Annotated in this window: 24 protein-coding genes; 22 read left to right on the top strand and 2 right to left on the bottom strand. The window is 46.7% G+C overall.

The window, feature by feature from the left end; all coding sequences use genetic code 11:
* The first annotated feature begins 80 nt into the window (after nucleotides 1-80).
* Nucleotides 81-875 (top strand): patatin-like phospholipase family protein, encoded by a 795-nt coding sequence (locus LCM20_RS02130; RefSeq protein WP_225193775.1) that lies wholly within the window; start codon nucleotides 81-83, stop codon nucleotides 873-875.
* Nucleotides 872-1,900 carry a SepM family pheromone-processing serine protease gene (locus LCM20_RS02125; protein ID WP_225193774.1) on the top strand — a complete coding sequence of 343 codons (1,029 nt, stop codon included), beginning with the start codon at nucleotides 872-874 and terminating at the stop codon, nucleotides 1,898-1,900. The genes LCM20_RS02130 and LCM20_RS02125 overlap by 4 nt, the downstream gene beginning before the upstream one ends.
* Nucleotides 1,901-1,979: 79 nt before the next feature.
* On the opposite strand, the gene LCM20_RS02120 is transcribed toward LCM20_RS02125, so the two are convergent.
* On the bottom strand, nucleotides 1,980-3,191 hold the full coding sequence (locus LCM20_RS02120; RefSeq protein ID WP_225193773.1) for a nucleotidyltransferase: 1,212 nt from the start codon (nucleotides 3,189-3,191) through the stop codon (nucleotides 1,980-1,982).
* 216 nt (nucleotides 3,192-3,407) lie between these two features.
* Here LCM20_RS02120 and LCM20_RS02115 point away from each other — a divergent pair, with 216 nt between their 5' ends.
* From LCM20_RS02115 to LCM20_RS02100, 4 genes are all read left to right on the top strand, one after another.
* A complete protein-coding gene (locus LCM20_RS02115; RefSeq protein WP_225193772.1) occupies nucleotides 3,408-3,929 on the top strand; it encodes a YceD family protein in 522 nt (173 codons plus the stop codon).
* A 46-nt stretch (nucleotides 3,930-3,975) separates the two neighbouring features.
* A complete protein-coding gene (rpmF, locus tag LCM20_RS02110; RefSeq protein WP_079480388.1) occupies nucleotides 3,976-4,149 on the top strand; it encodes a 50S ribosomal protein L32 in 174 nt (57 codons plus the stop codon).
* 130 nt (nucleotides 4,150-4,279) lie between these two features.
* Complete coding sequence (locus LCM20_RS02105) at nucleotides 4,280-5,044, top strand: enoyl-CoA hydratase/isomerase family protein (RefSeq protein ID WP_225193771.1); 765 nt, start codon at nucleotides 4,280-4,282, stop codon at nucleotides 5,042-5,044.
* Nucleotides 5,045-5,108: 64 nt separating this feature from the next.
* Nucleotides 5,109-5,585 carry an RsfA family transcriptional regulator gene (locus tag LCM20_RS02100; protein WP_225193770.1) on the top strand — a complete coding sequence of 159 codons (477 nt, stop codon included), beginning with the start codon at nucleotides 5,109-5,111 and terminating at the stop codon, nucleotides 5,583-5,585.
* 76 nt (nucleotides 5,586-5,661) lie between these two features.
* On the opposite strand, the gene LCM20_RS02095 is transcribed toward LCM20_RS02100, so the two are convergent.
* Nucleotides 5,662-6,141: an N-acetyltransferase gene (locus LCM20_RS02095; RefSeq protein WP_225193769.1), complete on the bottom strand. Its 480-nt coding sequence runs from the start codon at nucleotides 6,139-6,141 to the stop codon at nucleotides 5,662-5,664.
* A 158-nt stretch (nucleotides 6,142-6,299) separates the two neighbouring features.
* On the opposite strand from LCM20_RS02095, the gene LCM20_RS02090 reads away from it, so the two are divergent.
* The 16 genes from LCM20_RS02090 to LCM20_RS02015 all read left to right on the top strand — a co-directional run bounded on the left by LCM20_RS02090 (nucleotide 6,300) and on the right by LCM20_RS02015 (nucleotide 24,747).
* The gene (locus LCM20_RS02090) at nucleotides 6,300-7,160 is read left to right on the top strand and encodes a 2-dehydropantoate 2-reductase (RefSeq protein WP_225193768.1); all 861 of its coding nucleotides are present in this window, start codon (nucleotides 6,300-6,302) and stop codon (nucleotides 7,158-7,160) included.
* Complete coding sequence (locus tag LCM20_RS02085) at nucleotides 7,160-7,540, top strand: DUF3397 domain-containing protein (RefSeq protein WP_225193767.1); 381 nt, start codon at nucleotides 7,160-7,162, stop codon at nucleotides 7,538-7,540. Before LCM20_RS02090 ends, LCM20_RS02085 begins: the two co-directional genes overlap by 1 nt.
* A gap of 93 nt (nucleotides 7,541-7,633) precedes the next feature.
* Nucleotides 7,634-9,253, top strand: a complete 1,620-nt coding sequence (bshC, locus tag LCM20_RS02080) for a bacillithiol biosynthesis cysteine-adding enzyme BshC (protein WP_225193766.1) — start codon at nucleotides 7,634-7,636, stop codon at nucleotides 9,251-9,253.
* Between the two features lie 235 nt (nucleotides 9,254-9,488).
* Nucleotides 9,489-9,920 carry a division/cell wall cluster transcriptional repressor MraZ gene (gene mraZ, locus LCM20_RS02075; protein ID WP_225194182.1) on the top strand — a complete coding sequence of 144 codons (432 nt, stop codon included), beginning with the start codon at nucleotides 9,489-9,491 and terminating at the stop codon, nucleotides 9,918-9,920.
* A gap of 22 nt (nucleotides 9,921-9,942) precedes the next feature.
* Nucleotides 9,943-10,923 carry a 16S rRNA (cytosine(1402)-N(4))-methyltransferase RsmH gene (gene rsmH / locus LCM20_RS02070; RefSeq protein ID WP_225193765.1) on the top strand — a complete coding sequence of 327 codons (981 nt, stop codon included), beginning with the start codon at nucleotides 9,943-9,945 and terminating at the stop codon, nucleotides 10,921-10,923.
* Nucleotides 10,920-11,291 (top strand): cell division protein FtsL, encoded by a 372-nt coding sequence (gene ftsL / locus LCM20_RS02065; protein WP_225193764.1) that lies wholly within the window; start codon nucleotides 10,920-10,922, stop codon nucleotides 11,289-11,291. Before rsmH ends, ftsL begins: the two co-directional genes overlap by 4 nt.
* A gap of 21 nt (nucleotides 11,292-11,312) precedes the next feature.
* Nucleotides 11,313-13,481 (top strand): penicillin-binding protein, encoded by a 2,169-nt coding sequence (locus tag LCM20_RS02060; protein WP_225193763.1) that lies wholly within the window; start codon nucleotides 11,313-11,315, stop codon nucleotides 13,479-13,481.
* Nucleotides 13,482-13,719: 238 nt separating this feature from the next.
* Nucleotides 13,720-15,642, top strand: coding sequence for a stage V sporulation protein D (locus tag LCM20_RS02055; RefSeq protein ID WP_225193762.1), 1,923 nt, complete (start codon nucleotides 13,720-13,722; stop codon nucleotides 15,640-15,642).
* A 95-nt stretch (nucleotides 15,643-15,737) separates the two neighbouring features.
* Nucleotides 15,738-17,213, top strand: coding sequence for a UDP-N-acetylmuramoyl-L-alanyl-D-glutamate--2,6-diaminopimelate ligase (locus LCM20_RS02050; RefSeq protein WP_225193761.1), 1,476 nt, complete (start codon nucleotides 15,738-15,740; stop codon nucleotides 17,211-17,213).
* Complete coding sequence (locus tag LCM20_RS02045) at nucleotides 17,210-18,562, top strand: UDP-N-acetylmuramoyl-tripeptide--D-alanyl-D-alanine ligase (RefSeq protein WP_225193760.1); 1,353 nt, start codon at nucleotides 17,210-17,212, stop codon at nucleotides 18,560-18,562. The genes LCM20_RS02050 and LCM20_RS02045 overlap by 4 nt, the downstream gene beginning before the upstream one ends.
* Nucleotides 18,563-18,601: 39 nt before the next feature.
* Nucleotides 18,602-19,588, top strand: a complete 987-nt coding sequence (gene mraY / locus LCM20_RS02040; RefSeq protein WP_225193759.1) for a phospho-N-acetylmuramoyl-pentapeptide-transferase — start codon at nucleotides 18,602-18,604, stop codon at nucleotides 19,586-19,588.
* Nucleotides 19,585-20,931, top strand: a complete 1,347-nt coding sequence (gene murD / locus LCM20_RS02035) for a UDP-N-acetylmuramoyl-L-alanine--D-glutamate ligase (RefSeq protein ID WP_225193758.1) — start codon at nucleotides 19,585-19,587, stop codon at nucleotides 20,929-20,931. Before mraY ends, murD begins: the two co-directional genes overlap by 4 nt.
* Before the next feature lie 61 nt (nucleotides 20,932-20,992).
* On the top strand, nucleotides 20,993-22,093 hold the full coding sequence (gene spoVE, locus LCM20_RS02030; RefSeq protein WP_225193757.1) for a stage V sporulation protein E: 1,101 nt from the start codon (nucleotides 20,993-20,995) through the stop codon (nucleotides 22,091-22,093).
* A 471-nt stretch (nucleotides 22,094-22,564) separates the two neighbouring features.
* Nucleotides 22,565-23,350, top strand: coding sequence for a cell division protein FtsQ/DivIB (locus LCM20_RS02025; RefSeq protein WP_225193756.1), 786 nt, complete (start codon nucleotides 22,565-22,567; stop codon nucleotides 23,348-23,350).
* Nucleotides 23,334-24,035 (top strand): DUF881 domain-containing protein, encoded by a 702-nt coding sequence (locus LCM20_RS02020; protein ID WP_225193755.1) that lies wholly within the window; start codon nucleotides 23,334-23,336, stop codon nucleotides 24,033-24,035. The genes LCM20_RS02025 and LCM20_RS02020 overlap by 17 nt, the downstream gene beginning before the upstream one ends.
* Before the next feature lie 4 nt (nucleotides 24,036-24,039).
* Entirely contained in the window at nucleotides 24,040-24,747 is a 708-nt protein-coding gene (locus LCM20_RS02015; protein WP_225193754.1) for a DUF881 domain-containing protein, read from the top strand.
* Nucleotide 24,748: the final 1 nt, after the last annotated feature.

The raw sequence follows: 24,748 nt of genomic DNA, 5'->3' as shown, positions 1-24,748 counted from the left end.
TCTTCTAATTCATATGTACGCTCATAGTTGGTGGGTTTATTCCATAAAATAGTATGGAGTAGACGAAGGAGGGATGGCAGATGGAGCGTCCGACAGTTGGGCTGGCTCTAGGTTCCGGAGGAGCAAGGGGATTCAGCCATTTAGGGGTCCTGAAAGTCCTCAAGGATCATGGCATTCCAGTCGATATGATCGCAGGCAGTAGTATGGGAGCCCTAGTGGGGGCTTTTTATGCTGCGGGGCAGCAAATTGAAGACCTTTACAAGTTGGCCTTAACATTCAAACGGAAGTATTACCTTGATTTTACCGTACCGAGAATGGGTTTTATCCAGGGGCGTCGGATTAAGGAATACATCCGTTTATTTACATTTGGGAAAAATATCGAAGACTTCGATTTGCCGATGTCGGTGATTGCAACCGACTTGTACGCGGGTCAGAAAAAAGTCTTCACATCTGGACCTGCGAGTGATGCAGTGCGTGCCAGTATCGCCATACCGGGAATATTTGTACCGGAGCGGATCGATGACCGTCTCTACATAGATGGAGGTGTGATGGACCGTGTGCCTGTTTCGGTTGTAAAAGAGATGGGGGCAGACATCATCATCGCTGTCGATTGTGCCCATTTCGATTCGGATCCGAATATTAACACGATTTACGATGTCATTATTCAAAGCATCGACATCATGCAGGATGAGTTGGTGACAGCGATGGGGGGATCGTCGGATGCCGATTTCATGATCAGACCGGATGTCTCCAAATACAGCGCCAGAGCCTTTACGAATATTAAAGAGATTGTAGAGGCTGGGGAAAGAGCGGCCGAAGACCAGGTGAAACACATTCAAGCGAAGTTGGCCGGAGGGAAGGAGTCAGAGGCATGAAATCTAATAAACGTGTACTTATAACAGGAATACTTACGATATTGTTTGTGGCATTCCTCGGATCTTACAGGATGCCCTATTATATTTATAAACCAGGTTCAGCAGATGAACTGGACCCTATCGTCGAAGTGGCCGATGGGTATCCGAGTGAAGGGGAGATGCACCTCGTTACGGTAAGGGGAGGACAGGCAACCCCTGTACAGTGGCTGCTGGCCAGTGTGAGGCCCTTCCATCAAATCTATCCGATTGAACAGATTCGACCGGAAGGTGTAAGTGAGGAGGAGTACTTCCACCAACAGCTCCAGCTGATGGAATCATCTCAGGAAGCCTCGAAAGTCGTCGCTTACGAAGCGGCAGGTAAGCAAATTGACATCACGTACGAAGGGGTTTATGTCGTCAACGTGCTGGAAGGAATGCCTGCGGAAGAAGTGTTGCAGTCCGGCGATGAGATTACAGAGGTGGATGGCCGTGAAGTTCGTCAATCGAGCGACTTGATTGATTATGTGAGTGGCATGAAAGAAGGAGACTCTGTTACACTGACCATCCTGCGCGGTGACGAAACAATTGAACGGGATATCTCGCTAGCGCCTTTCCCAGATACTCCGAGCAAGGTTGGAGTAGGAATCTCTCTCGTCACGGACCGTACGGTTGAAGTAGATCCCGAAGTTACGGTGAAAAGTGGTGAAATCGGTGGGCCGAGTGCCGGACTGATGTTCAGCCTGGAGATTTACGATCAGCTTCTTGAGGAAGACATTACCAAAGGGTATCAAATTGCTGGTACGGGTGAAATCAATTATGAAGGTCAAGTCGGTCGGATTGGTGGAATCGATAAAAAAGTCGTAGCAGCTGCAGATGACGGAGTCGATGTCTTTTTTGCACCGAATGAAGGCGGTCGTGAAGGTTCGAACTACCAGGTAGCCAAACAGGCCGCGGAAGAAATCGGGACAGAGATGGAAATTGTTCCGGTAGATACATTTGACGATGCTTTGAGCTATTTACAAAATTTAGAGCCTGGAAGTCTATAGGATGATAAAAAGCGGGGGCGCTGTAGCCCTCGCTTTTTAGTTTGGTATGTGTCTTCTCAGGTGGGTTACACACCTAACTTCAAGGAAGGATGACAGGTGCTTTGAATTCACGCTCAAGGCGCTCTATCCGAATATCAGGCTCAAGAACGCTGTAATAGGAGGCGGTTGCCCTCTCTTCCAACTCGAGCATCGGGTGGTCGAGTTGTTGCGGTTGAGTGATGAGGGGAATGGACATGGCTTTTTTTCTTTCTCTCAAGTATCTTCTGCCCGTTTCGTTCATTCCGAGTACTCTGGCATAGGGGGGCTGCTTTTCGTGCAACAGTGTCTGCGCCAGAACCTTTTTTGTTCCGATCAAAATGTGGACGAGCGTCCGCTGTAACCTTGTCCACGTATAGCGTTTAGTTTTAAGGGCATTCATAAACTCTGAGAAAGTTCTGGCTTTTTTAATCGTCCGCTTGAGTCTGTGTTCGAGCCCCTCATCCACCCCGTGTATCGCTCTTAGATCCTCACAAGTCATCGTCGAAATCTTATAATGGAGTAAGTCAAAGTAAGCCTCCCATTCATGCCACAAACCATTTTTTTCTTTGTAAAGCATGAGCTGATTGATGGTTTCTTCGGGTAAGGCGTCCTTTACTCCTTGTGTCATTCCACTCTCTTTCATCTCTTTACGAATACTTGTCGCACTTGCGATTGAGCCGTTGATAGTCTCGTCGTGGTAATGGCTGTTCGTACGTTGGATGGTCATCGGCTGTACGCCTCGATCATAAGTAAGCATCTGTTTAACGTAGCTTAGTCCCAAAATATTGTTTGGTTGAGATAGATCGATGCTGTCTTCCGGCAGGTTGACTTTTTCATAGGCGAGTCTGGAAGCTTCCGGGAAAGCCACCCCCTCATTCAAGTAGGATCGCAAATGAGTCTCGTACATCGATTGATGCTCTTGAAGAAAATCGTGGGCCGTGATGAAAGCGTCGATTTCTCCGTGTTCACTGCCGAAGCAAATGGACTGAACGCCCATTTCTGAAAGGATTCTTACCGCCCCCTGACTAAAGTAGTCACTGTGCTCTACGGCATAAACATAGGGCAGTTCCAGCACGAGATCTGCACCACCTTGTATCGCAGCCTCTGCCCTGTGCCATTTATCCATGATCGCGGGCTCTCCTCTCTGGAGAAAAGAACCACTCATGACGGCGATCATACAATCAGATCCGGACTGCCGCCTTGCTTCAGTCAGGTGAAACAAGTGTCCATTATGGAAAGGATTATATTCTACAATTACTCCTGAAGCACGCATTAAATATGAACCTCCGTTCAAAGGTTGAATCATTCTGCTGTCTATTTTATCATGAATGTGGCAATTATTCGCATCAGCCCGTGATTTTGTGTTACTTTAAGGTTATGGCTCATTTGGATTTTATTCATACAGCTTTTCGTAAAGGTGTAAAGAAAAAATATTGACAAATCAGCTGAATCCTTTTACAATAACTCTTGTTGCCATGAGGTGAGAACTATGAAATTTCCTCTACAGAAACTAAAGCAAGCTGGCGATGAGCCTCTTGTCTTTGAAGATGATGTAGACATTCGCGAATTAGAAACAATGAACAATGACATTCGCAGGATTGAGCCTGTTCATGTCGAAGGTCAAGCGACCACACGAGGAAATGATATAACGATAACGTTTTCCATAGAAGGTGAAATGATTTTACCTTGTGCAAGAACGTTAGTCGATGTACCTTATCCATTTCACATTGATGCTGTCGAAGTTTTCAACATGTCTCCGTACCATACGGAGGAAGATGACTCGGAAGTTCATCCTGTGAACGGAGAAGTGCTTGACTTAGCGCCTTATATCAGGGAAAATGTACAGTTGGAGATTCCAACTCGTGTATTTTCAAATGATAATGACGCTCATGAAACAGCCCCCCAGGAAGGGAAAGGCTGGCAGGTGGTTACAGAGGAACCTGAGGAAAAGAAAGTGGATCCTCGAATGGCTAAACTGCAATCATTATTAAATGAAGAAGAGAACGAATAAGAAGACTTCAATAGTTTTCTGATTAGACTTAAAGGAGGTGTAAAACATGGCAGTACCAAAGCGTAAAACGTCTAAAAAGGTGAAAAACCAACGTCGTACTCACAAAAAGCTTCACGCACCAGGAATGGTGATCTGTGAAAACTGTGGTGAGTACTCAAAACCACACCATGTTTGCAAATCTTGTGGACAATATAACGGAAAACAAGTGGTTGAACAGTAAACCATTTGGGAGAAAGCCTGGCGTTTTGACGTCGGGCTTTTTTTGTACATAAAAATCTCCCTCATTGGAAGAGTTGCTTACGGTGTCATTTGCCCGGTTTCTGATATGATGAAAGGGGAGGTGGGGAACGGTGCGTTTAATTCGATTGGATTATAAAGATGAAGGCTATGCTGTGATGACATTGAATCGTCCTGATAAGATGAACGCCATCAATCATGAGATGATAAACGGGCTTAAATCTGCGCTCGAAGAAATACGTGCAAAAGAAGGGGTTACGTTTGTTGTGCTCACAGGTGCGGGTGACCGAGCATTTTGTGCTGGAGGGGATCTGAAGGAGTTCCACGGCGATCTAGAGGCTCAGGAAGCGTATGCGTTATTATCGCCTATGAAGGATGTGTTGTATAAACTAGCAACCCTTCCTATACCAACCATTGCTCTATTGAATGGACAAGCTAGAGGAGGAGGTTGTGAACTGGCGACGGCCTGTGATTTCCGTTATGCGAGACAAGGGACCTCTTTTGGGTTCGTTCAGGGAAACCTCGGCATAGCCCCAGGCTGGGGTGGAGGAGCACTGCTCTATGAAAGGATCAAGCGTGATATGGCGGCTCACTGGCTGTTGACGTCTGAGATGCTTACGGCAGATGAAGTGAAGGAGTTCGGGTGGTTACATAAAGTGTGTACAGAGGAAGAGTGGCAGTCCGGACAGCTTCTCACTCCACTGCTCAATAAGACCCCCGCTCAGACAAAATGGTTCAAACGACAGCTGCTCTCCTCATTGAGACTCGATGAGTTGTCCGTGAGAATGGAGGAGGAAACAGCTCATACGTCTGTGCTTTGGGAATCGGAAGAGCATAAAGAAGCGGTGCAGAAATTTTTGATATCCAGAAAAAACTAATGAATACGATTCTATCAACCCTCGATATTGCATAACTATAAGCAAACGATAGAGGAGGGATGACATGGATGCCCCTAGACAAGATGCCTGGAAGGAAGAGGAGGACCTGCTTCTCGCAAATACGGTCCTTGCCTATATTAAAGACGGAAAGACGCAGTTGGAGGCCTTTCAGGAAGTCGCCAGCCAACTGAAAAGAACTCCGGCGGCGTGCGGATTCAGGTGGAACGCTACGGTACGCAAGGATTACCAGGGCGAAATTCAGGAGGCTAAGCAAAACCGGAAGCAAAGTCGGACGTTTTTTGCTACGACCGCCACCTCGAATGACCCCCCAATGTCACTCGATGCAGCCATTTCATTACTTAAAGAAATGAAAGTGAAGCAATATGATGACCAGGGCAGGCAGAAGCTGGAATCAGAGCTTCAACAGCTGAGTCATGATAATAAGCAGCTGAGGACTCAGTTGAAGGAAATGAAGGACGCTTGGAACGAAATGGATCGTCTCGTTCATTGGGTAAAGGAAAGACAGAAAAGCCCCTCGTGACAGCAAGGAATCTTATTTATGTATTCAAAAAGGCCACTACATATCGTAGCGGCCTCATTTATTGGATGTAAGGTTTTCAGACGTCTCTTTCTTCTACTCCTGATGGAAGCCAGATGAGTGGGTTCTCACCAAGGTCACGCTCTACGTCATAGTTGGCTTTTTTGAAATCCATCTTCTCCCAGAAGTCGTGAGAGTTGATACGTGGGTTCGTCTTGATCGGCAGTTCGAAACTCTTGGCGAAATCGACAAGGTCTTTTCCATACCCCTGCCCGCGATAGTCAGGAAGAACTTCGAGTTTCCACAATTCCAAGTAGTCCTGTGGAGGAGTAAAATATTTATCGTATTTGGATTGAACCCGGTAAAGACTCATTCGCGCAACTAAAGCGCTTCCATAATAGACGCCGTAAAATGGAGATTCGCTGTCATTCTCCACAATGTTTCCTTCTAAATCCTCGAGCATCGCCAATTCTTGGTTTCCGTACTCTTTGAAACGTTTAAACTCTTCAAGGGTTTTATAGTTGACTAATAAAGGTTGAACTTTTGATTTGGTCATCATGACAGATTCCCCTTTCAAATTTCTGTATCTCCTCTTATTATAATATAAAAATATTCAGAATGAAATGAACAATTCGTGGAAGGGTGGAGTTGGACTGCCATTTGAAGTGTGATTTTGCTACAATGGGTAAAAAGACGTTGTACGAAAGAGGGGTATAGATGAAAGTTGCAATTATTGGAGGAGGGGCGATCGGCTTACTTGTTGGTGCCTATTTAGGCAGGTCGCACGAGGTTCATATGTATGTGAGGAGAACGGAGCAGAAGGAAGCGTTAGAAACCGCAGGAATTACCTGCCAGACACTCGAGGAACCGACTCCCGTCCATGCACACTTGATCTCAGAGAAAACGGACGCATGCGACCTTGTGATCGTTGCTGTCAAACAGCATCAAGTTGAGAGGGTCGTGAAAGAGCAGTTGACGACAGGCGCACCTGTCCTATTTCTACAAAATGGGATGGGGCATTTGGAATACCTTTATCAAGAAAAGCTCCACTACATAGGTGTGGTCGATCACGGGGCTTTGAAGGTCAGTGACAATGCCGTAGAGCATTTGGGGCAGGGAATGATCCAGGCAGCTCGATATGGGGAAGAAGGAGATTGTCCGAACTTCCTATCTTCATTGCATGAGCAGGATTTTCCAGTCTATTACCGGAATAGTTATAAAGGGATGATGGTGTCTAAACTGATCGTCAATACCGTCATTAATCCACTCACGGCTCTATTCGAAGTGAAAAACCATGCTCTCGTCGACAACCCGCATATTCAAAAAATCGGACGGAGACTCTGCGTGGAGGCTTGCCGGACGATGGAATTGGCTTTTGAAAAGGAGTGGGAGCGCGTGCTTCACGTGGCAGGGATTACGGGAGAAAACGAGTCTTCCATGTTCAAAGACATGAAGGAGGGGCGCCTCACGGAGATCGATGCCATTTGTGGCTACATCATCCGTCAGAGCAAAGAACCGTTACCCTATCATGAATTTGTGATTGAAGCGGTTCATGCGAAGGAAAGGAGGGAAGTGTAGTGGGTGATTTGATCATTTACGTTTTTGCGGCCATCGTCACGATGCCTATTCCGTTCTTATTTGTTTTATACTTTTTATCAAGAAAATGGCACGGACATAAGAGAAAGGCCGTCCATCAGACGGCCAATCTTTCTGCTCCGGTGTTTATGATTGCGGTGCATGTTCTGTTGCTTGTTTTGTTTAATCAAAGCTTTCTTGCCTATATTGTCATCGGACTGATTCTTTTACTTGGATTGTCGCTGATCATTCAGTACAAACTGCATGAGGAGCTTCAGTTCCGGCGTGCGTTCAAGGGCTTTTGGAGAGCGAGTTTTCTATTGTTCATGTTCATGTACATGGGACTGTCACTGTTCGGTGTCATCGGAAGTTTGATGGCGTAGTGAAACAGATTAGATGAACTCGCTCCAACTTTTTTGTACAATACAGAAGGGTACATAAGGTGATTATGAAAAAGGAGAAGTTCATTTATGCGTATGGAAGCCATTGATATCCAACCGAAACAACGTTTTTTTACTGATTACCAACAACGTTTTGATCAAGTTTCTGATCAATTCCAATATAATCCTCATGAATCAACCATCTATCGCGAGCGTTATGCAACAATACAAAAGCAGTCCTATCAGCGTGACGCTCTCGCCGATGTATTAGTGAAGATGAACGAGAAATGGGAAGCGCCCCAGGTTGTCTTTGACCGGATTAAGGAGCTGCGCGACCCGAATAGTGCTGTCGTCATAGCCGGGCAGCAGGCAGGCTTGATGACGGGGCCTTTATATACGATTCATAAAGCCATTTCCGTCCTGCAGCTGGCTAAACAGCAGGAGGAACAGATCGGTGAGTCTGTCATCCCGGTCTTCTGGATTGCGGGCGAAGACCATGACTTTGATGAAGTGAACCATATCTTCCTCAAGGATCAGGACCGGATGAAGAAGCACACCATTCAGCACCAGTTTAATCAAAAACAGTCTGTGTCAGATATGGAAGTGGATCAAGAGCAAGCTGAGAAATGGTTGACGAAAGTATTCTCTGAACAACCTGAGACGGCTTTCACTCACGATCTGTTGAAGCAGTGCTTGAAAGAGTTGAAAAGCTCAGGAAGCTATACCGACTTTTTCGCAAGATTAATGTATCAGCTTCTGCCGGAATCGGGACTCGTTTTGTTCGATGCTCATGACCCGGAAGTGCGGGAACTTGAAAAGCCGTACTTTAATGCCATGATTGAGCATAATGAATCCATTGCTCAAGGTGTCTATGCGATGCTGCAGCAAAACCGCCAGCGAGGGTATGAGACATTATTGGATAGTGAACTTGAGGATGCTCACCTTTTCTATGATTATGAGGGAGAACGTACTCTTCTTGTTCGAGATGAAGAGGGACGCTACAAAGGCAAGAATGATGAAGTCGTGTTGACGAAGGAAGAGTTGCTGCGTGTTGTTTCGGACCAGCCGCGATGTATGAGTAATAACGTTGTGACGCGTCCGCTGATGCAGGACTTCCTATTCCCGGTTCTTGCTTTCATCGGCGGTCCTGGAGAGATCAATTACTGGTCTGCCCTTAAGCCGGCTTTCGAATCCGTAGGGCTTGAAATGCCGCCAGTGATTCCGCGTTTGTCGTTTACGATGATGGATCGTAAAACCGAACAGATTCTCGATACCTTCAAGCTTACGCCACAGCATGCTGTCGAGAGAGGGGTGGGAGAAGAACGGATTAAGTGGTTGTCCTCTCATTCTGCTGTTCCGATCGATCAGCTTGGAGAACAGGTGAAGCTTGAGATCGATCGAATTCACCGGCCACTCCGTGAAACGTCGGAGCAGTTCGGCCCTGATGTCGAACAGCTTGCTGAGAAGAACTTGACGTATATCCAGCAGCACATCGATTTCCTGACGAAGCGGTTCCACCAGTCCTTGGAAAGTCAATACAAGAAGGAGATGGAACAGTTTACACACGTCGATTTGCTGCTGCACCCGAATGGTGGACTGCAGGAACGCGTGTGGAACATTCTGCCGTGGATCAATCAGTACGGGAAGGACGTTTTCGAACGGTTGAATGAATCCACGTACAGATTTGACACGCCTCATTATATGATTTATGTCTAAAAGTGGGGCAGCTCCCCACTTTTGTTCTGTTTTCAAATCGTGACACATGATGGCGGAGGGAAGCGATTGTTGAAGCCTGACGTCATCCCGTTTCTTTAATTTTGAAAAAAACCGATTGGAATAAAAAATTCTGCCTCTCTGGGCAGGATTTTTTTTGTTTTAGAAGAATTAACAATGTGTAAGTGGAGAAAAGTGGGGCAATGTGGTAAGGTTGATTTAGAAGGTGGGGAACTCTATGTTCATGGGGGAATTTCAACACAACATCGATACGAAAGGGAGAATCATTGTTCCCTCGAAATTCCGTGAAGAGCTTGGAGAGAGCTTTGTTTTGACAAGGGGTTTAGACCAGTGTCTCTTTGCTTATCCTATGAATGAGTGGAAACTGCTTGAAGAAAAACTGAAAAAGCTTCCGCTTACCAAAAAAGATGCCCGAGCTTTCACACGCTTTTTCTTCTCTGGCGCTGTTGAGTGTGAACTGGATAAACAGGGAAGGGTAAACGTCCCTCCACCACTCAGGAAGTATGGTGATCTGGAGAAAGAATGTGTCGTGATCGGCGTGTCCAATCGAATTGAGTTTTGGAGTTTGGAACAGTGGGAAAGTTACTTTGAAGCATCTGAAGAATCCTTCTCTGAGATTGCCGAAAATATGTTAGATTTTGATATTTGATTGAGTAGAAACGAGTGAGAATATGTTTGAACATTATAGTGTATTAAAAAAAGAAACCATCGAGCAATTACATATTATGCCGACGGGGGTATACGTGGATTGCACACTCGGTGGAGGTGGACATTCAGAAGTCATCGCCTCACAACTAAACAAAGAGGGGCACCTTTATGCGTTTGACCAGGACGAACACGCTTTAGCAGCTGCTAAAGAGCGACTGGAGGCTTACGCGGACCGTATTACATTTGTACATGCGAACTTCCGTCAGTTGGAAGAGAAGCTTTCAGAGCTCGGCGTCGATCATGTCGATGGAATTGTATATGACCTCGGCGTATCAAGCCCTCAGCTTGATGTCGAAGAGCGTGGGTTCAGTTATCAGAATGATGCACCGCTCGACATGCGGATGAACCAGAATGAAGAGCTTAGTGCCATGGAAGTCATTAATGAATGGCCATATGAACAACTGGTACGGATTTTCTTCAAATACGGAGAAGAGAAGTTCTCGAAACAAATCGCCCGTAAAATCGAAGCGGCAAGAAAAGAGAAGCCTGTAGAAACGACAGGTGAACTGGTCGAATTGATCAAGGAAGGGATTCCTGCTCCAGCGAGGAGAAAGGGAGGACACCCGGCTAAGCGTGTATTCCAAGCGATTCGAATTGCTGTTAATGATGAACTGGGCGCTTTTCAGGACAGCCTTCATCAGGCGGCGAGGGTCGTATCCATCGAAGGGCGTATAGCCGTCATTACGTTCCACTCTTTAGAGGACCGTCTGTGCAAGCAGGCGTTTAAGAAGTGGAGTTCCAACCCGCCACTTCCGAGAAATATTCCTGTAATTCCTGAAGATAAACAGCCACCTTTTAAACTTGTAACTCGAAAACCTATTGTTGCAGAGGACTTTGAATTAGAAGAAAACCGTCGTTCACGTTCAGCAAAGCTGAGAGTCGTAGAGAAAGTGAAACCTTGGAATGATGATTTTCAATTTGAAGAAGGGTGGAAGCAAACATGAGTGTAGAGCATGCTAGAAAACAACAACAGCCCCTGCACCAGCAAAAGAAACAGAAGCAGGTAAAGGTTAAGATCCAAAAGAAAAAGCAGTGGATCTCAACTGGGGAGAAATTCTTATACTCTATCGCGACAGCTGCTGTCGTAGCCTCTTCGTTAGTATTAGTCCAGTTTTCTTCTTCAACGGATTCTTTGAACCGTGACATCCGTACGATGGAACAAAACATATCCAAGCAGGAATCGGCTAATGAGAACCTGGCTTATCAAGTGAAAGAGTTGAGTAACCCTGATCGAATCTTGAGAATTGCGAAAGAGAACGGACTTAATATCCAAAATGCCCAAGTCAAACAAGCCGGTACAGTTGGAAATTAATCGTGAGCTGGTGATCTAGAAATGAAAAGTGTCAATACACATCGTGGTGCAGCGATCCTTATGTTGACGTTTGCGGTTATGTTTTTAGTGGTGACCGGTCGTTTTCTGTACATACAGACGACGGCTGAAGTGCAAGGTGTCGATCTGAACAAGTGGGCAGAGGAAATCCGGACGAGCTCTTATGCGATTGATGCGACAAGGGGCCGGATTTTAGACAAGAATGGGATGGTGCTCGCTTATGACCGTCCTACATATCGAATGTATGCTGTCGTCGACCCCGATTATACCTCCAATCCGGAGGACCCGAGGCACGTGACAGAACCAGACGTGGCGGCATCTAAATTGGCTCCATTCCTGGAAACCGATGCTTCCTCTATTGAAAGTACAATTCGAAGCGGTCTTGATACGCATGAGAATGAGGATGGCGAGGATGACCGTTTTCAGGTGGAGTTCGGATCAGATGGCCGGAACTTGTCTCAGTCGACGGTCGATGAAATCAATAAGCTTGACATTCCAGGTATCCAGTTCATTGAAGAATCAAAGCGTTATTACCCGAACGGGGTTTTTGCATCGCATGTCATTGGGTTTGCGCGAAACCAAGGGGATAAGATCAATGGTGTAACCGGGATCGAAAAGCAGATGGAAGAATATTTAAAGGAAGAGAAAGGTCACATTACCTATGAACGTGACAAATACGGAACGAAGCTTCTGGACCCGAATGAAGTCATGACCGATCCAGAACCTGGAGACGATGTTTATCTGACGATTGATCAGAAAATCCAGACGTTCCTTGAGGATGCTATGACGCAGGTGGACGAACAGTACAGTCCTAAGAAGATCATGGCGGCTGTCATGGATCCGAAAACAGGAGAAGTTCTTGCGATGAGCAACCGCCCAAGCTATAACCCGAATGCGATCGGCAACGTGGAGAACTGGTATAACGATATCATCTCTTACCCGTTCGAAGTCGGGTCTCCTATGAAAATTTTCACATGGGCAGCGGCGATTGAAGAAGGCGTTTATAAAGGAACAGACCTATATCGCTCGGGAACCTATCGCGTGACTGAGAAATCGAGGAAAATTGGGGATCACAACAACGGGGAAGGCTGGGGACCGATCTCGTACAATGAGGGGTTCCAACGCTCTTCAAACGTAGCAGCATCCAAGCTTGTTTTCGAAGTGCTCGGTCCGACCAAATTCCGTGATTACTTGACGGAATTCCATCTTGATCAGAAAACAGGAATTGATCTGCCGGGTGAAAAGGCAAGTAAGCTTGTTTACAATCGACCGATCGAGTATATTACAACCAGTTTCGGTCAAGGTTCTATTTTCACACCGATTCAAATGATGACGGCCGCAACAGCCATTGCAAACGATGGAAAGATGATGCGTCCTTACATGCTTTCTAAAATCACATCGACTGAAACGGGCGATGTTGTGAAAGAGAGCAGACCGGAAGTCATCGGAGAGCCGGTTTCTAAAGAAACAGCCGAGAAGGTGCGTGAACTGATGGGAACGGTCGTGACGTCAGAGAACGGAACGGGGCAGTCCTTTAAACTGGATGATTTCTCCCTCGCTGGGAAAACTGGTACGGCGGAAATTGTTGGTTCGAACGGCAATTACATGATCGGCCGTGAGAACTATGTGTTTTCCTTTATGGGCATGGCACCGCAGGAAGATCCTGAGCTCTTAATGTACGTTGCGGTACAGCAGCCTGACTTAGAGCCGACGGAGCTTGGTTCTGAGCCTGTTTCCTATATCGTAAGAACCGTCATGGAGAACAGCCTGCATTACCTTGACATTCAGCCTGATAAGGACAAACAGGAGGATGTTTCCCAGTTCCCGCTTCCAGATGTAACAGGGATGAAAGTGGGCGAAGCGAAGGCTCAACTAGGGGAAACGTTTGAAGATGTCGTTGTAATCGGAGACGGGGACAACGTAGTGTCCACCTTGCCAGGTACAGATTCAGAAGTGCTTGCCAGTCAGAAGATTATGCTTGTGACTGACCAGCCGAAGATGCCGGACTTGACCGGATACTCGCTTCGTGACGTTCATCGAATCGTCAATCACTTTAATCTGAAAATAGAAGCCATGGGGAACGGATTTGTGGCGAAGCAGAACATCAGTCCTGGATCAGCCATTCAGGAAGGTGGATATCTCGTAGTCGAACTTACTACAGATTCTTCCTAGACTGCGATGATTCAGCAGGATATATGTTCTGAATCCCTTCAAAAAAACGAACGAAACCATTTTTAAAAATGTTTCGTTCGTTTTTTATGTGCAATCCAGGAATATGAGGGAATCCAAGGGGCTGCTAAACAACTCGCGTTCCTAAAGCCAAGGTGAGAGGCGCGCTGTTCTAATCGTGTGGTACATGCATATAGTGATACAAGCTGACTCTACTGATCTAGCCAAAGGAGTTATCACAATGAGGAGAAGAGTATCACAGGTTGTAGTGAAAAAACGATTAGTGACGGTGTTTCTTGTAGGTATGCTTATTTTTACTGTCATCGCAGGAAGGCTTGGGTATGTGCAATTTGTATTAAGCGACTTTTTAATCGATAAAGCAGAGCAATCGTGGAGTCGTGACATTACGTTCGAACCCGAACGAGGGAAGATTCTTGATACGAACGGTGAAGTTCTTGTAGGAAACCAGTCTGCTCCAACCGTTATGGTGGTACCAAGACAGGTGAAAGACCCAGAGGCAACAGCGAAGCAGCTTGCTAAGATCTTAGATATGAGTGAGGAAAAGGCGCTCGGACATGTCACAAAAGTAACTTCGATTGAGAGGATTCACCCTGAAGGTCGGAAAATAAGCGAAGAGCAGGCCGATGCGATTCAATCCCTCGGAATGCCCGGTGTATTTATCGCTGAAGATTCAGAGCGGTTCTACCCTCATGGCTCTTTCCTATCCCACGTGCTTGGTTTCAGTGGCATCGACAACCAAGGATTGCTCGGGCTCGAAGCGTATTACGATGAAGAATTGAGAGGGGAGAAAGGCGCGCTTTCTTTTTTCTCTGATGCTAAAGGGAAACGGATGCCGGATATTGCGGATGTGTATGAGCCGCCGGTTGACGGTAAGGATTTGAAATTGACCATTGATTATAAGGTGCAATCGATCATAGAGCGTGAATTGGATATTGCGCAGGCGAAATACAATCCAGATGGCGCTGTCGCTTTGGCGGTCGATCCTGACACTGGGAAAGTGGTTGCCATGTCATCCCGGCCGACGTTCAACCCAGCCAGTTACCAGGATGTGGATCCAAAAGTGTACAACCGGAATCTCCCGGTTTGGAGTACGTATGAGCCTGGGTCCACGTTCAAAATTATTACGCTTGCAGCAGCGCTTGAAGAGGATTTGGTGGATCTTGAGGACGAACATTTTCATGATTCGGGTGCGATTAAAGTGGACGGAGCGACGCTGCACTGTTGGAAGCGGGGAGGTCATGGTGACCAGACGTTTCTTGAGGTAGTGCAGAACTCCTGTAACCCAGGGTTTGTAACCCTCGGTCAGCGTTTAGGAAAAGATCGGTTATTCGAATATGTTGACCGTTTCGGTTTCGGTCAGAAGACGGGGATCGACTTGGAAGGGGAAGGTAAAGGGATTCTATTCAAGCCAGAGAATGTCGGTCCTGTAGAGCAGGCGACAACCGCATTCGGACAAGGTGTATCCGTTACACCGATTCAGCAGGTGATGGCGGTGGCCGCGGCTGTCAACGGCGGGTATTACTACGAGCCGTATATTCAGGAGGCGTGGCTTGATCCCATTACAGGAGAAGTTCTCGAGGAAAACGAACCGAAGATGAAGGAGCAGGTCATTTCGGAAGAGACGTCAAAAGAGATCAGAAATGCACTGGAGAGCGTCGTCGCAAAGGGAACAGGAAGAGGAGCATATGTGGAGGGGTACAGAGTCGGAGGTAAGACCGGTACCGCTCAGAAGGTCGGATCGGATGGACGCTACATGGAGAACAACCATATCGTGTCCTTCATTGGATTTGCCCCAGCAGATGATCCCGAGCTCGTTGTCTATCTTGCGATTGATAACCCGAAAAACACCGTTCAGTTCGGAGGCGTCGTTGCTGCACCGATCGTCGGTAACATCATGGGCGACAGCCTGAGGGTGCTTGGTGTGGAACCGAGAATAGATGGGCTCGAGAAAGAATACAACTGGCCGGAAGAGCCTCTTATTGAAGTTCCTGATGTGACCGGAATGAATAAAGAGGACTTAAGTAAGCTGCTGACACCGCTTGAAATTGAAGTGAACGGAGAAGGCGAGGAAGTGGTGACTCAGGCACCTGAAGCAGGTGTGAAAGTTCCTCAGGACTCAAAAGTGCGGGTGTATTTGAAGTGATGACTGCATACGATGTTTGAAAATACAAATTCATGCATACAGAGCCTCTTTACCTTTGCTATAATAAATCTGTATGTGAGTAGGGGTGAACGTTCTTGAAACTTGAAGCGTTACTTGAAAACATCCGATTTTACCGAACGACCCGTTCCATTCAAGGCCTGGATGTATCAGGCATTTCAATGGATTCAAGAAAAACCTCCCCCGGTGATTTATTTGTCTGTATAAGGGGAATAAAAGCAGATGGTCACACATTTGTCAGGGAAGCGGAGGAAAAAGGAGCAACTGCCATAGTGGCAGAAGCTCCGATTGAATCGAGCGTCCCTGTCATCTACGTAAATGATACGACAAAGGCTTTGGCGATGACTGCCTCAGCCTTTTATCGTTTTCCGACTGAACAATTGAGATTGATCGGCATTACGGGCACCAATGGAAAAACGAGCATTTCTTATTTGTTAGACGAATTATTTGCTCACCACCAATGTTCAACAGGTGTCATCGGCACGATTCAAGTGAAGATAGCGGGCCGGACGATGCCGGTTCAACATACTACGCCTGACGCGCTGTCCCTCCAGGGTTATTTTTCGAAGATGGTAGAGCGTAACGTCGATACGGCTGTTATGGAAGTCTCTTCTCATGCTCTCGATCAAGGTCGTGTCTTCGGCTGTGAGTTCGATGTGGCGGTGTTTACGAATCTGACACGGGACCACTTGGATTATCACGACCATTTTGAAGATTATTTCCGGGCTAAATCATTGTTGTTCGCTCAGTTAGGCAATGGGTATAATAGTAAGAGTCCGAAGTATGCGGTCATCAACAAGGATAGCCTGTACGCTTCTAAACTGATTCAGTCCACGGCTCAACCCATTCTGACTTATGCCATACAATCGAAAGCTGATGTTTGGGCATCAGACATTACGTGTAATGAATCAGGGACGCATTATGTTCTGCATACACCACCTGGCGACATTACGATCCGTAGTCCCTTGATGGGGCGTTTCAGTATTTATAACATGTTGGCGGCGGCTTCTGTAGGCGTTGTGTGTGATGTGCCTTTGAATACGATGAAACAGGTCTTTGAACAGACGAAAGGAATCAAAGGGCGGTTCGAGCCGGTACGTGAAGGACAGCCGTTCGGAGTGGTAGTGGACTATGCCCATACTCCTGATTCACTTGAAAATGTTCTGCAGACGATCCAGCAATTTTGCAAGAACAAAGTTTGGGTGGTCGTTGGGTGTGGAGGAGATCGTGACCGGAAGAAGCGCCCGATGATGGCGGATGCTGCTATGAAGCTTGCGGACGAAGTCATTTTTACGACTGACAACCCACGGACAGAAGACCCTGAAGAAATTTTCCGAGATATGGTTGAGGGGAAAACAGAAGGGTATCAGTGGATAGAGGACCGTAAACAGGCAATCCGGGCAGCTCTTACGGGGGCAGGGAGTGGAGATGTCGTCCTCATTGCAGGCAAAGGTCATGAAACGTATCAGGAAGTGAACGGTGTCCGTACCCACTTCGATGATTGTGAAGTCGCAAAAGAGATATTACGCAGTATTAAGGAGAATAAACGATGAAGCTAGAGGTTTCGGAGCTAACCGCTCTATTTCAAGATTACAAAGGGGCAGCAGACGACCCGATCACCATACGGATGATCATGACAGACTCTCGTAAGAAGGCGAGACAGAGTCTATTCGTCCCCATTGTGGGGGAGTCGTTTGATGCCCATGATTTCATAAAAGGAGCCATCGAGAACGGGGCGACCGCAACACTGTGGCAGAAAGATAAGCCGGTGCCGCATCTTGTCCCGACGGATTTCCCTGTTTTCTTCGTCGAGGATACGACGAAAGCACTTCAGGACCTGGCTCATTATTACTTGAAAAAAATTGATCCAGTAATTGTCGGTGTGACCGGCTCAAATGGAAAAACGACGACGAAGGATATGGTGGCTGCCGTACTCCGTACAAAATTCAACACGCACAAAACGCAAGGGAACTTCAACAACCACATCGGGCTGCCTCTTACGGTATTGTCGATGGAAACGAGAACGGAAGCGGTTGTTCTGGAAATGGGAATGGACCGGGCAGGCGAGATTTCTGTACTATCTAAGCTTGCAGAGCCCGATTATGCGATCATTACGAATATAGGCGAATCCCATATTGAAAACCTAGGTTCACGTGAAGGAATCGCGAAGGCAAAGCTTGAGATTCGTGACGGGCTTACAGGTCCATGCATCATGGACGGTGATGAACCGCTCTTATCGGAGGCGCTTCAACAAGAGGGGGCCGTCAGCTGTGGTTTTCACCAAGGACTTGATTATGTAGCGGAAATTCAACAGCTGTCAGACGATCAGACGACCTTTACGGTGAATGGGGACACGTACGAACTTCCGATGGCGGGCAGACATAATGCGAAAAATGCTTCGTATGTGATTGCTCTTGCTCATAAACTCGGGATCAGCCATGAACAGATCCAGCAGGGCTTCGGTCAAATTGAAGCTTCAGGGATGCGCTTTGAGAAGCATGAAGGAAAGAATGGTGCGCTTATTATAAATGATGCATACAATGCTTCACCTACATCCATGAAGGCTGTCATCGAAATTATTCGTAACTTGACATCTAAATCGAAAAAAGTGTTAGTATTAGGGGATATGTATGAGCTCGGGGAGAAATCTGAACAGCTTCATGCTGGGGTTGCGGAAGCCATCGATCCGGAAATCGATGCGGTTTACACAATTGGAGTACACTCCAAGCAGATTACAGACGCTGTCGAGAGAAACAGCAGCGGTATTGAAACGGCACATTTTACAGAGAAAAAAGCGTTAAGTCATCACATTCAATCTAACTTGACAGAAGATACAGTAGTGTTAATCAAGGCTTCCAGAGGAATGAAGCTCGAAGAATTACTGGACGATTTAGTCAACTGATTTTCAGGAGATGACGGAGAAATAAAGGAGGAAGCATACATGAACGACTACATAGTACTCATTACCATGGCTATATCATTCGCAATAACGGTCGCGATATCGCCGATCATCATCCCTTATCTCAGGAGACTGAAATTCGGGCAGGCCATCCGTGAAGAGGGGCCTGAATCCCACCAGAAAAAATCGGGTACGCCGACCATGGGAGGCGTCATGATTATTTTATCAGTCGTGGCGACAACCTTGATTACGGCCTACCTATTGCAAGCAGAAGCACCTTCCATTCAAGTGTTTATCGTACTCTTTGTACTGCTTGGATATGGACTGCTTGGATTTCTGGACGATTACATCAAGGTCGCGTTGAAAAGGAATTTAGGGCTGACTTCTAAACAGAAGATGCTCGGTCAAATTGTCATCGCTGTCGTGGTGTATTTGATTTTAAGACAGAACGAATTCCCGACGACTATTGGAATTCCCGGCACAACGTTCGAATTGGATCTTGGTTTTGGTTATGCCATTTTAATTTTATTCATGCTTGTTGGAGGATCGAATGCCGTCAACTTGACGGATGGGCTCGATGGCCTGCTTGCTGGTACGGCAGCGGTCGCATTCGGTGCGTTCGGGATTCTTGCGTGGACGGTTGAACCGAATACGGAAGTCGCGGTCTTCGCTTTAGCCATCGTCGGTGCTTTGCTTGGTTTCTTAGTATTCAATGCGCACCCGGCGAAAGTATTTATGGGAGACACGGGGTCGCTGGCACTTGGCGGAGCGATTGCGATTATTGCGATTCTCATGAAAATGGAACTATTACTTGTCATCATTGGTGGTGTGTTTGTTCTTGAGACACTGTCTGTCATTATTCAAGTCATTTCATTCAAGACTACAGGGAAGCGTGTCTTCCGAATGAGTCCTCTACATCACCATTATGAGCTGAAGGGCTGGTCAGAATGGAGAGTCGTTACGACATTCTGGGCGGTCGGATTGGTATTTGCCGTAATCGGCGTATATATCGAGGTGATGTTAGGATGAAGAATCTGAAGAATTTCGCTTATCAACATGTACTCGTGCTCGGGCTTGCGAAGAGTGGCACGGCCGCTGCTCACCTGTTGCTGGATAGTCAGGTGAACGTACGAGTCAATGATCTCAAAGCCGATGAAACGAGTGAAGCGGTTCAGGCGCTCACTGAAAAAGGAGCCGATGTCATCGTAGGAGGGCACCCGCTGTCTGCTCTGGACGGAATTGACCTGATGGTGAAAAACCCGGGCATTCCTTATGAGAATCCACTTGTAGCAGAAGCGGACAGCCGTGGGATTCCAATTGTGACGGAAGTTGAACTGGCTTCTTACCTGCACGAAGGTCCGCTGATCGGAGTGACAGGGTCCAATGGAAAAACAACGACCACGACGCTTATTCATCGTATGATCGAAGCGGATGGTCAGCCTGTTTCTGTGGCGGGGAACATCGGGAGTGTCTCTTGTGAAGTCGCTCGCTCAACGACGGATGATGAGACGATGGTCATTGAGTTGTCTTCCTTCCAGCTTCTTGGTACGGAAGCCTTCAGACCAGATGTAGCGGTTTGGCTGAACTTGTATGAAGCGCATCTTGACTATCATCACACCCTCCAGAATTACCACGATGCCAAAGCGAAGCTCGTCGCGAACCAGACGGAAGAAGATGTGTTGGTCTATAACGGAGATGATGAGCGGATCGCCGGTTATCTTCCGTCGATCCCATCCAAAAAGATGCCTTTTTCTTTGAAGTCGAAGCACACAGGTGTATGGGCAGACGAGCAGGCGGTTTACTATGAGGAAGACCGTATCATGGATCGGAAAGAAATCGTTCTCGTCGGTCCACAGAACCTGCAGAACATATTGGCTGCGGTTGGAGCAGTGAAACAGGTCGGGGTCTCGAATGAAGCCATTCGAAAGGTTTTGACGACGTTTGCCGGAGTAGAGCATCGTCTCCAGTATGTCACCTCCAAAAACGGAAGGCGCTTTTATAACGATTCCAAGGCGACGAACATTTTGGCGACTTCGTATGCGTTACGATCCTTCTCTGATCCGGTCATCTTACTTGCAGGCGGACTCGATCGAGGGAACAGCTTTGACGGGCTTCGTGAGTACTTGTCAGGGGTGAAAGGGATGGTCCTGTTCGGAGAGACCGCGGATAAGTTAGCCGAAACGGCGAAGTCAGCAGGCGTCGATCAGCTTGTAAAAGTCGAAACGATGCAGGAAGCAGTGGATGCCGCTTATGATTTATCCCAGGAAGAGGACGTCATCCTCTTATCTCCAGCCTGTGCCAGCTGGGATCAATATTCTACTTTTGAACAAAGAGGCAACATGTTTACAGAGTCTGTGCATAAGCTGAAGTAAGGGCTTATGCGTAAGGCGTAGCCCTAGTTTCCACCTGAGATGGGAGGTAGGGCTTTTTCTTATGGAGGAAAAAATAAAAAAGCCGGATTTATGGTTGATTGTTGCGATATTAGGGATATTGATGATGGGCATCATCATGGTGTACAGTTCTTCGAGCATTTGGTCAGAGTATAAGTTCGACGATCCGTTCTTCTTTGCGAAGCGTCAAATTCTGTTTGCTTCGGTCGGCCTTGTTGCGATGTTCACGTTATCCCGGATTCCTTATTACGTATGGCATGAACATGCTAAAGTGATTATGATCATCTGTCTTATCGCTCTGGCAGCGGTGTTGATCCCAGGCGTCGGAATGGTGCGCGGGGGAGCAAGGAGCTGGATCGGCGTCGGCATGTTCAGTATCCAGCCGTCTGAGTTTATGAAACTTGGATTGATTTTGTTCCTAGCGAGGTTCTTATCATCAAGGCAGAAGCGGATGAACTCGTTTCAGGAAGGCTTCTTACCAGGACTTGCTTTGATCATGTTTCCATTTGCACTGATCATGCTTCAGCCTGACTTGGGGACAGGCGTTGTCATGGTTGGGACATGCCTTGTCATGATGTTTACAGCAGGAGCGAGAATCAGCCACTTCATGTGGATTGCTGGTGCGGGGATGGCCGGTATGATCGGGTTGATTGCCTCAGCCCCTTACCGGATTAAACGGATTACAGCCTTTCTGCATCCTTGGGAGGATCCGCTAGGGAGCGGGTTTCAGATTATCCAGTCTTTGTATGCGATCGGTCCAGGTGGTCTGCTCGGGTTAGGGCTTGGGAACAGTATGCAGAAATTCTTCTACTTGCCGGAGCCTCAGACGGACTTTATTTTTGCTGTACTTGCAGAAGAACTTGGGTTTCTTGGAGGAATTGTTCTCCTTGGGTTATTTTTCATCTTATTATGGCGCGGCGTGAGGACGAGCTTATATGCTCCTGATTTATTCGGGTCCCTTCTTGCGCTGGGTGTCGTCGGTATGATTTCCATTCAGGTGATGATCAATGTCAGCGTCGTGACAGGTCTGATTCCCGTCACAGGGATTACACTTCCTCTTGTAAGCTATGGAGGGTCTTCCTTAACATTGACCCTTGCTTCGTTAGGTCTATTGCTTAGTGTGAGTCGCTTTTCGAATAAATAAGTCCTTAAGAAACCTTAGAGCAGGCGGCTCTAAGGTTTTTTGGTTTCGAAAAAAGTTGTGAAGGGGGGAATGGTAGCCTGCTGATTAAATATAACCAATTTCTCTATATAGATATTAGGTATAAATCCTTATTTGAAAGACAGTTTCTATTACATAAAGGAAGTGAATGGATGGAATATGGGGGTTAAGAAGACAAGAGATATGAGTCTTACGGGATGGGAAATGGGTGTTTAGTATACCGTTTTAAGGGGAAGGGATTGTTTGTGAATGCGGGAATTCCGAAATGTTCTGGAAAGCTGTTATACAAAGGAGAAACGAGTCGAAATTTCTTGTGAAACTAGTACAGTTCTCTCAATAAAAGAGTCCTTTTCTGTGATATAATGGTAGTGCTTTGTAGTAGATGAACATACATCAGAGTATAAGTGATAACAAGAAACACAGGGTGTCATGGAATAAGGAGTTATGCCCGTTATGAATGAGAGAAAAGTAGTCTCCATTGAGGAACGTATACCAAGACTGAAACAAACAAGAAAAAACAAAGCGAACCGAAGATTGATTTTTTACTTATCGATTCTATTTATGCTGATCGGTCTCGTCATCTATTTGCAGTCCTCTTTGAGTCATGTCCGCCACATCGTGGTGACAGGAGCAGGGAATGTAAGTGAAGAAGAGGTTACAGACTTGAGCGGCGTCACGACGGATACAAATTTCTGGCAGGTGGATGCGGATGAGATCATAAAGAACATCGAATCCCACGAAGAAATCATCGGAGCCACCGTTTCACGAGATTTCCCAAGCACCGTTGAGATAGAGGTCGAGGAAGCGGAACGAATCGGGTATATCGTGAAGAATGGGCAATACCGACCCATTCTCGAGGATGGAACACAGCTGAAAGCGACTTCAACTCCACCAGGGGATGCCCCTATATTAGCTGGTTTCACGAAAGCGACTTATTTAAAGGAAATGTCTAAAGAGTTGAAAGAGCTGCCTGAGAGTGTAGCTCAATTGATTTCTGAAATACATTGGGTCCCGAAAGAGGAAAACCCATATCAAATTAGATTGTATATGAATGATGGTTATCAAGTCCTGGCATCCATTCGAAATTTCTCAAGCAAAATGCCGTCTTACCCTTCGATTGTAGCTCAATTGGAACCAGGTTCAGAAGGCATCATACATATTGATGTAGGCGCCTATTTTGAAGAGTTTCCAAATGAGGGTTCGGCTGAACAGGAGAATACGAATGAAGCAGAAGGGTAGAGCGTGGCTTCTCTCGATCGTTTTGCTCGGCTCAGGCTTTCTGATTGCGTACAGTTACCAACAGACAGAGAAAGACCCGCAAATGGTCAAACTGAACGAGTCACAATGGGAGAAGGAATACTATTATCAGCAGCAGCTTCTCAACATGGAGGAGCGGAACAAGCAGCTGAGGCAGGAACTAAAGGAAAAGCGCGAAGCCATTCAATCCTATGAGACCAACTTGGCGACAAGCGAACAGACCCTCTCGGATTTTGTAACGAGGAAAAGTAGGCTCCAACAGCTTGCTGGTGAACTGCCTGTAGAGGGGCATGGGGTCGAAATCGTACTCCGTGATGCCGATTACATTCCTGATGAAGAGCAGGTCAACCAGTATATCGTTCATGAAAGTCACATTCATGCGGTTTTGAATGAGTTGCTGAGCTCAGGTGCAAAGGCTGTTGCAATTAATGGACAACGTTATTTCAGTGACAGTTATATCGCCTGTACAGGCCCCGTAATCACGGTTGATGGTATCCAACACCCCGCTCCCTTTGTGATTACAGCCATCGGGGACCAGGAAGTGATGTACTCCAGTCTGAACTTATCGATGGGAGTCGTCGATCAATTGACAGCAGAGAATATTGAAGTGGATGTCTCAAAAAAGGAAGGGATTGAGATGAGAGCAAGACTGTCCACTGAAGGGTGAGCGTATGAGAAATAAAGCACGGTGGATGGTGTCTCTCATCTGTTTGTTCGCAGGCTTCATGGTTGCCGTACAATTTCAGACAACAGAAGCTGAACCGGAGATAAGAGATACACGTGACGAATGGGAAATTAGAGAAGCTTTACAGCAGGAGCAGCAGAATCAACGAGAGCTCCTGGAGAAGATTGCGGGAGCTGACAAGACACTTGAAAGCTACGAAGTAGACTCTTCTCAAGTCCAGTTGAACACGCTTAAACAGTCGATTGATGTGTTGGAGGAACGGATCGGGCTGACAGAGGTATCAGGCGGCGGTGTAGTCTTGACCATTTCGCCTATCTTTTTTGAAGGTGTCTCTGGAGGTCAGACCTATCCTGAAGTTTCTCCACAGCTGCTCAGTCGCTTGATTAACGATTTGAACACATATGGGGCGACCGAGATCGCTGTTGCGAATGAACGGCTTACCAACCTCTCACCGATCCGCAACGTGAACGGGTCGACGTATGTGAACAACCGCCCTCTGCCCTCGCTGCCGTTCACTATACAGGTGTTAACTGAGCAACCGGCTAAATTGAAGGATTATATGGAAGCGAGCCAGGCAAGGGACTTTTTTAACATGGAGAATCTCGAGCTTGAAGTTGAGATGGAAGAGAGTCTCACCCTGCCGAAATACGATGCTCCATTACATTTGGAAATATTAGAGGGAACTGGTGAATGAC

The organism is Halobacillus litoralis, assembly GCF_020171725.1.
GTDB classification, from domain to species: Bacteria; Bacillota; Bacilli; order Bacillales; family Halobacillaceae; genus Halobacillus; species Halobacillus litoralis_F.
This window is presented reverse-complemented; position numbering and strand designations above follow the sequence as displayed.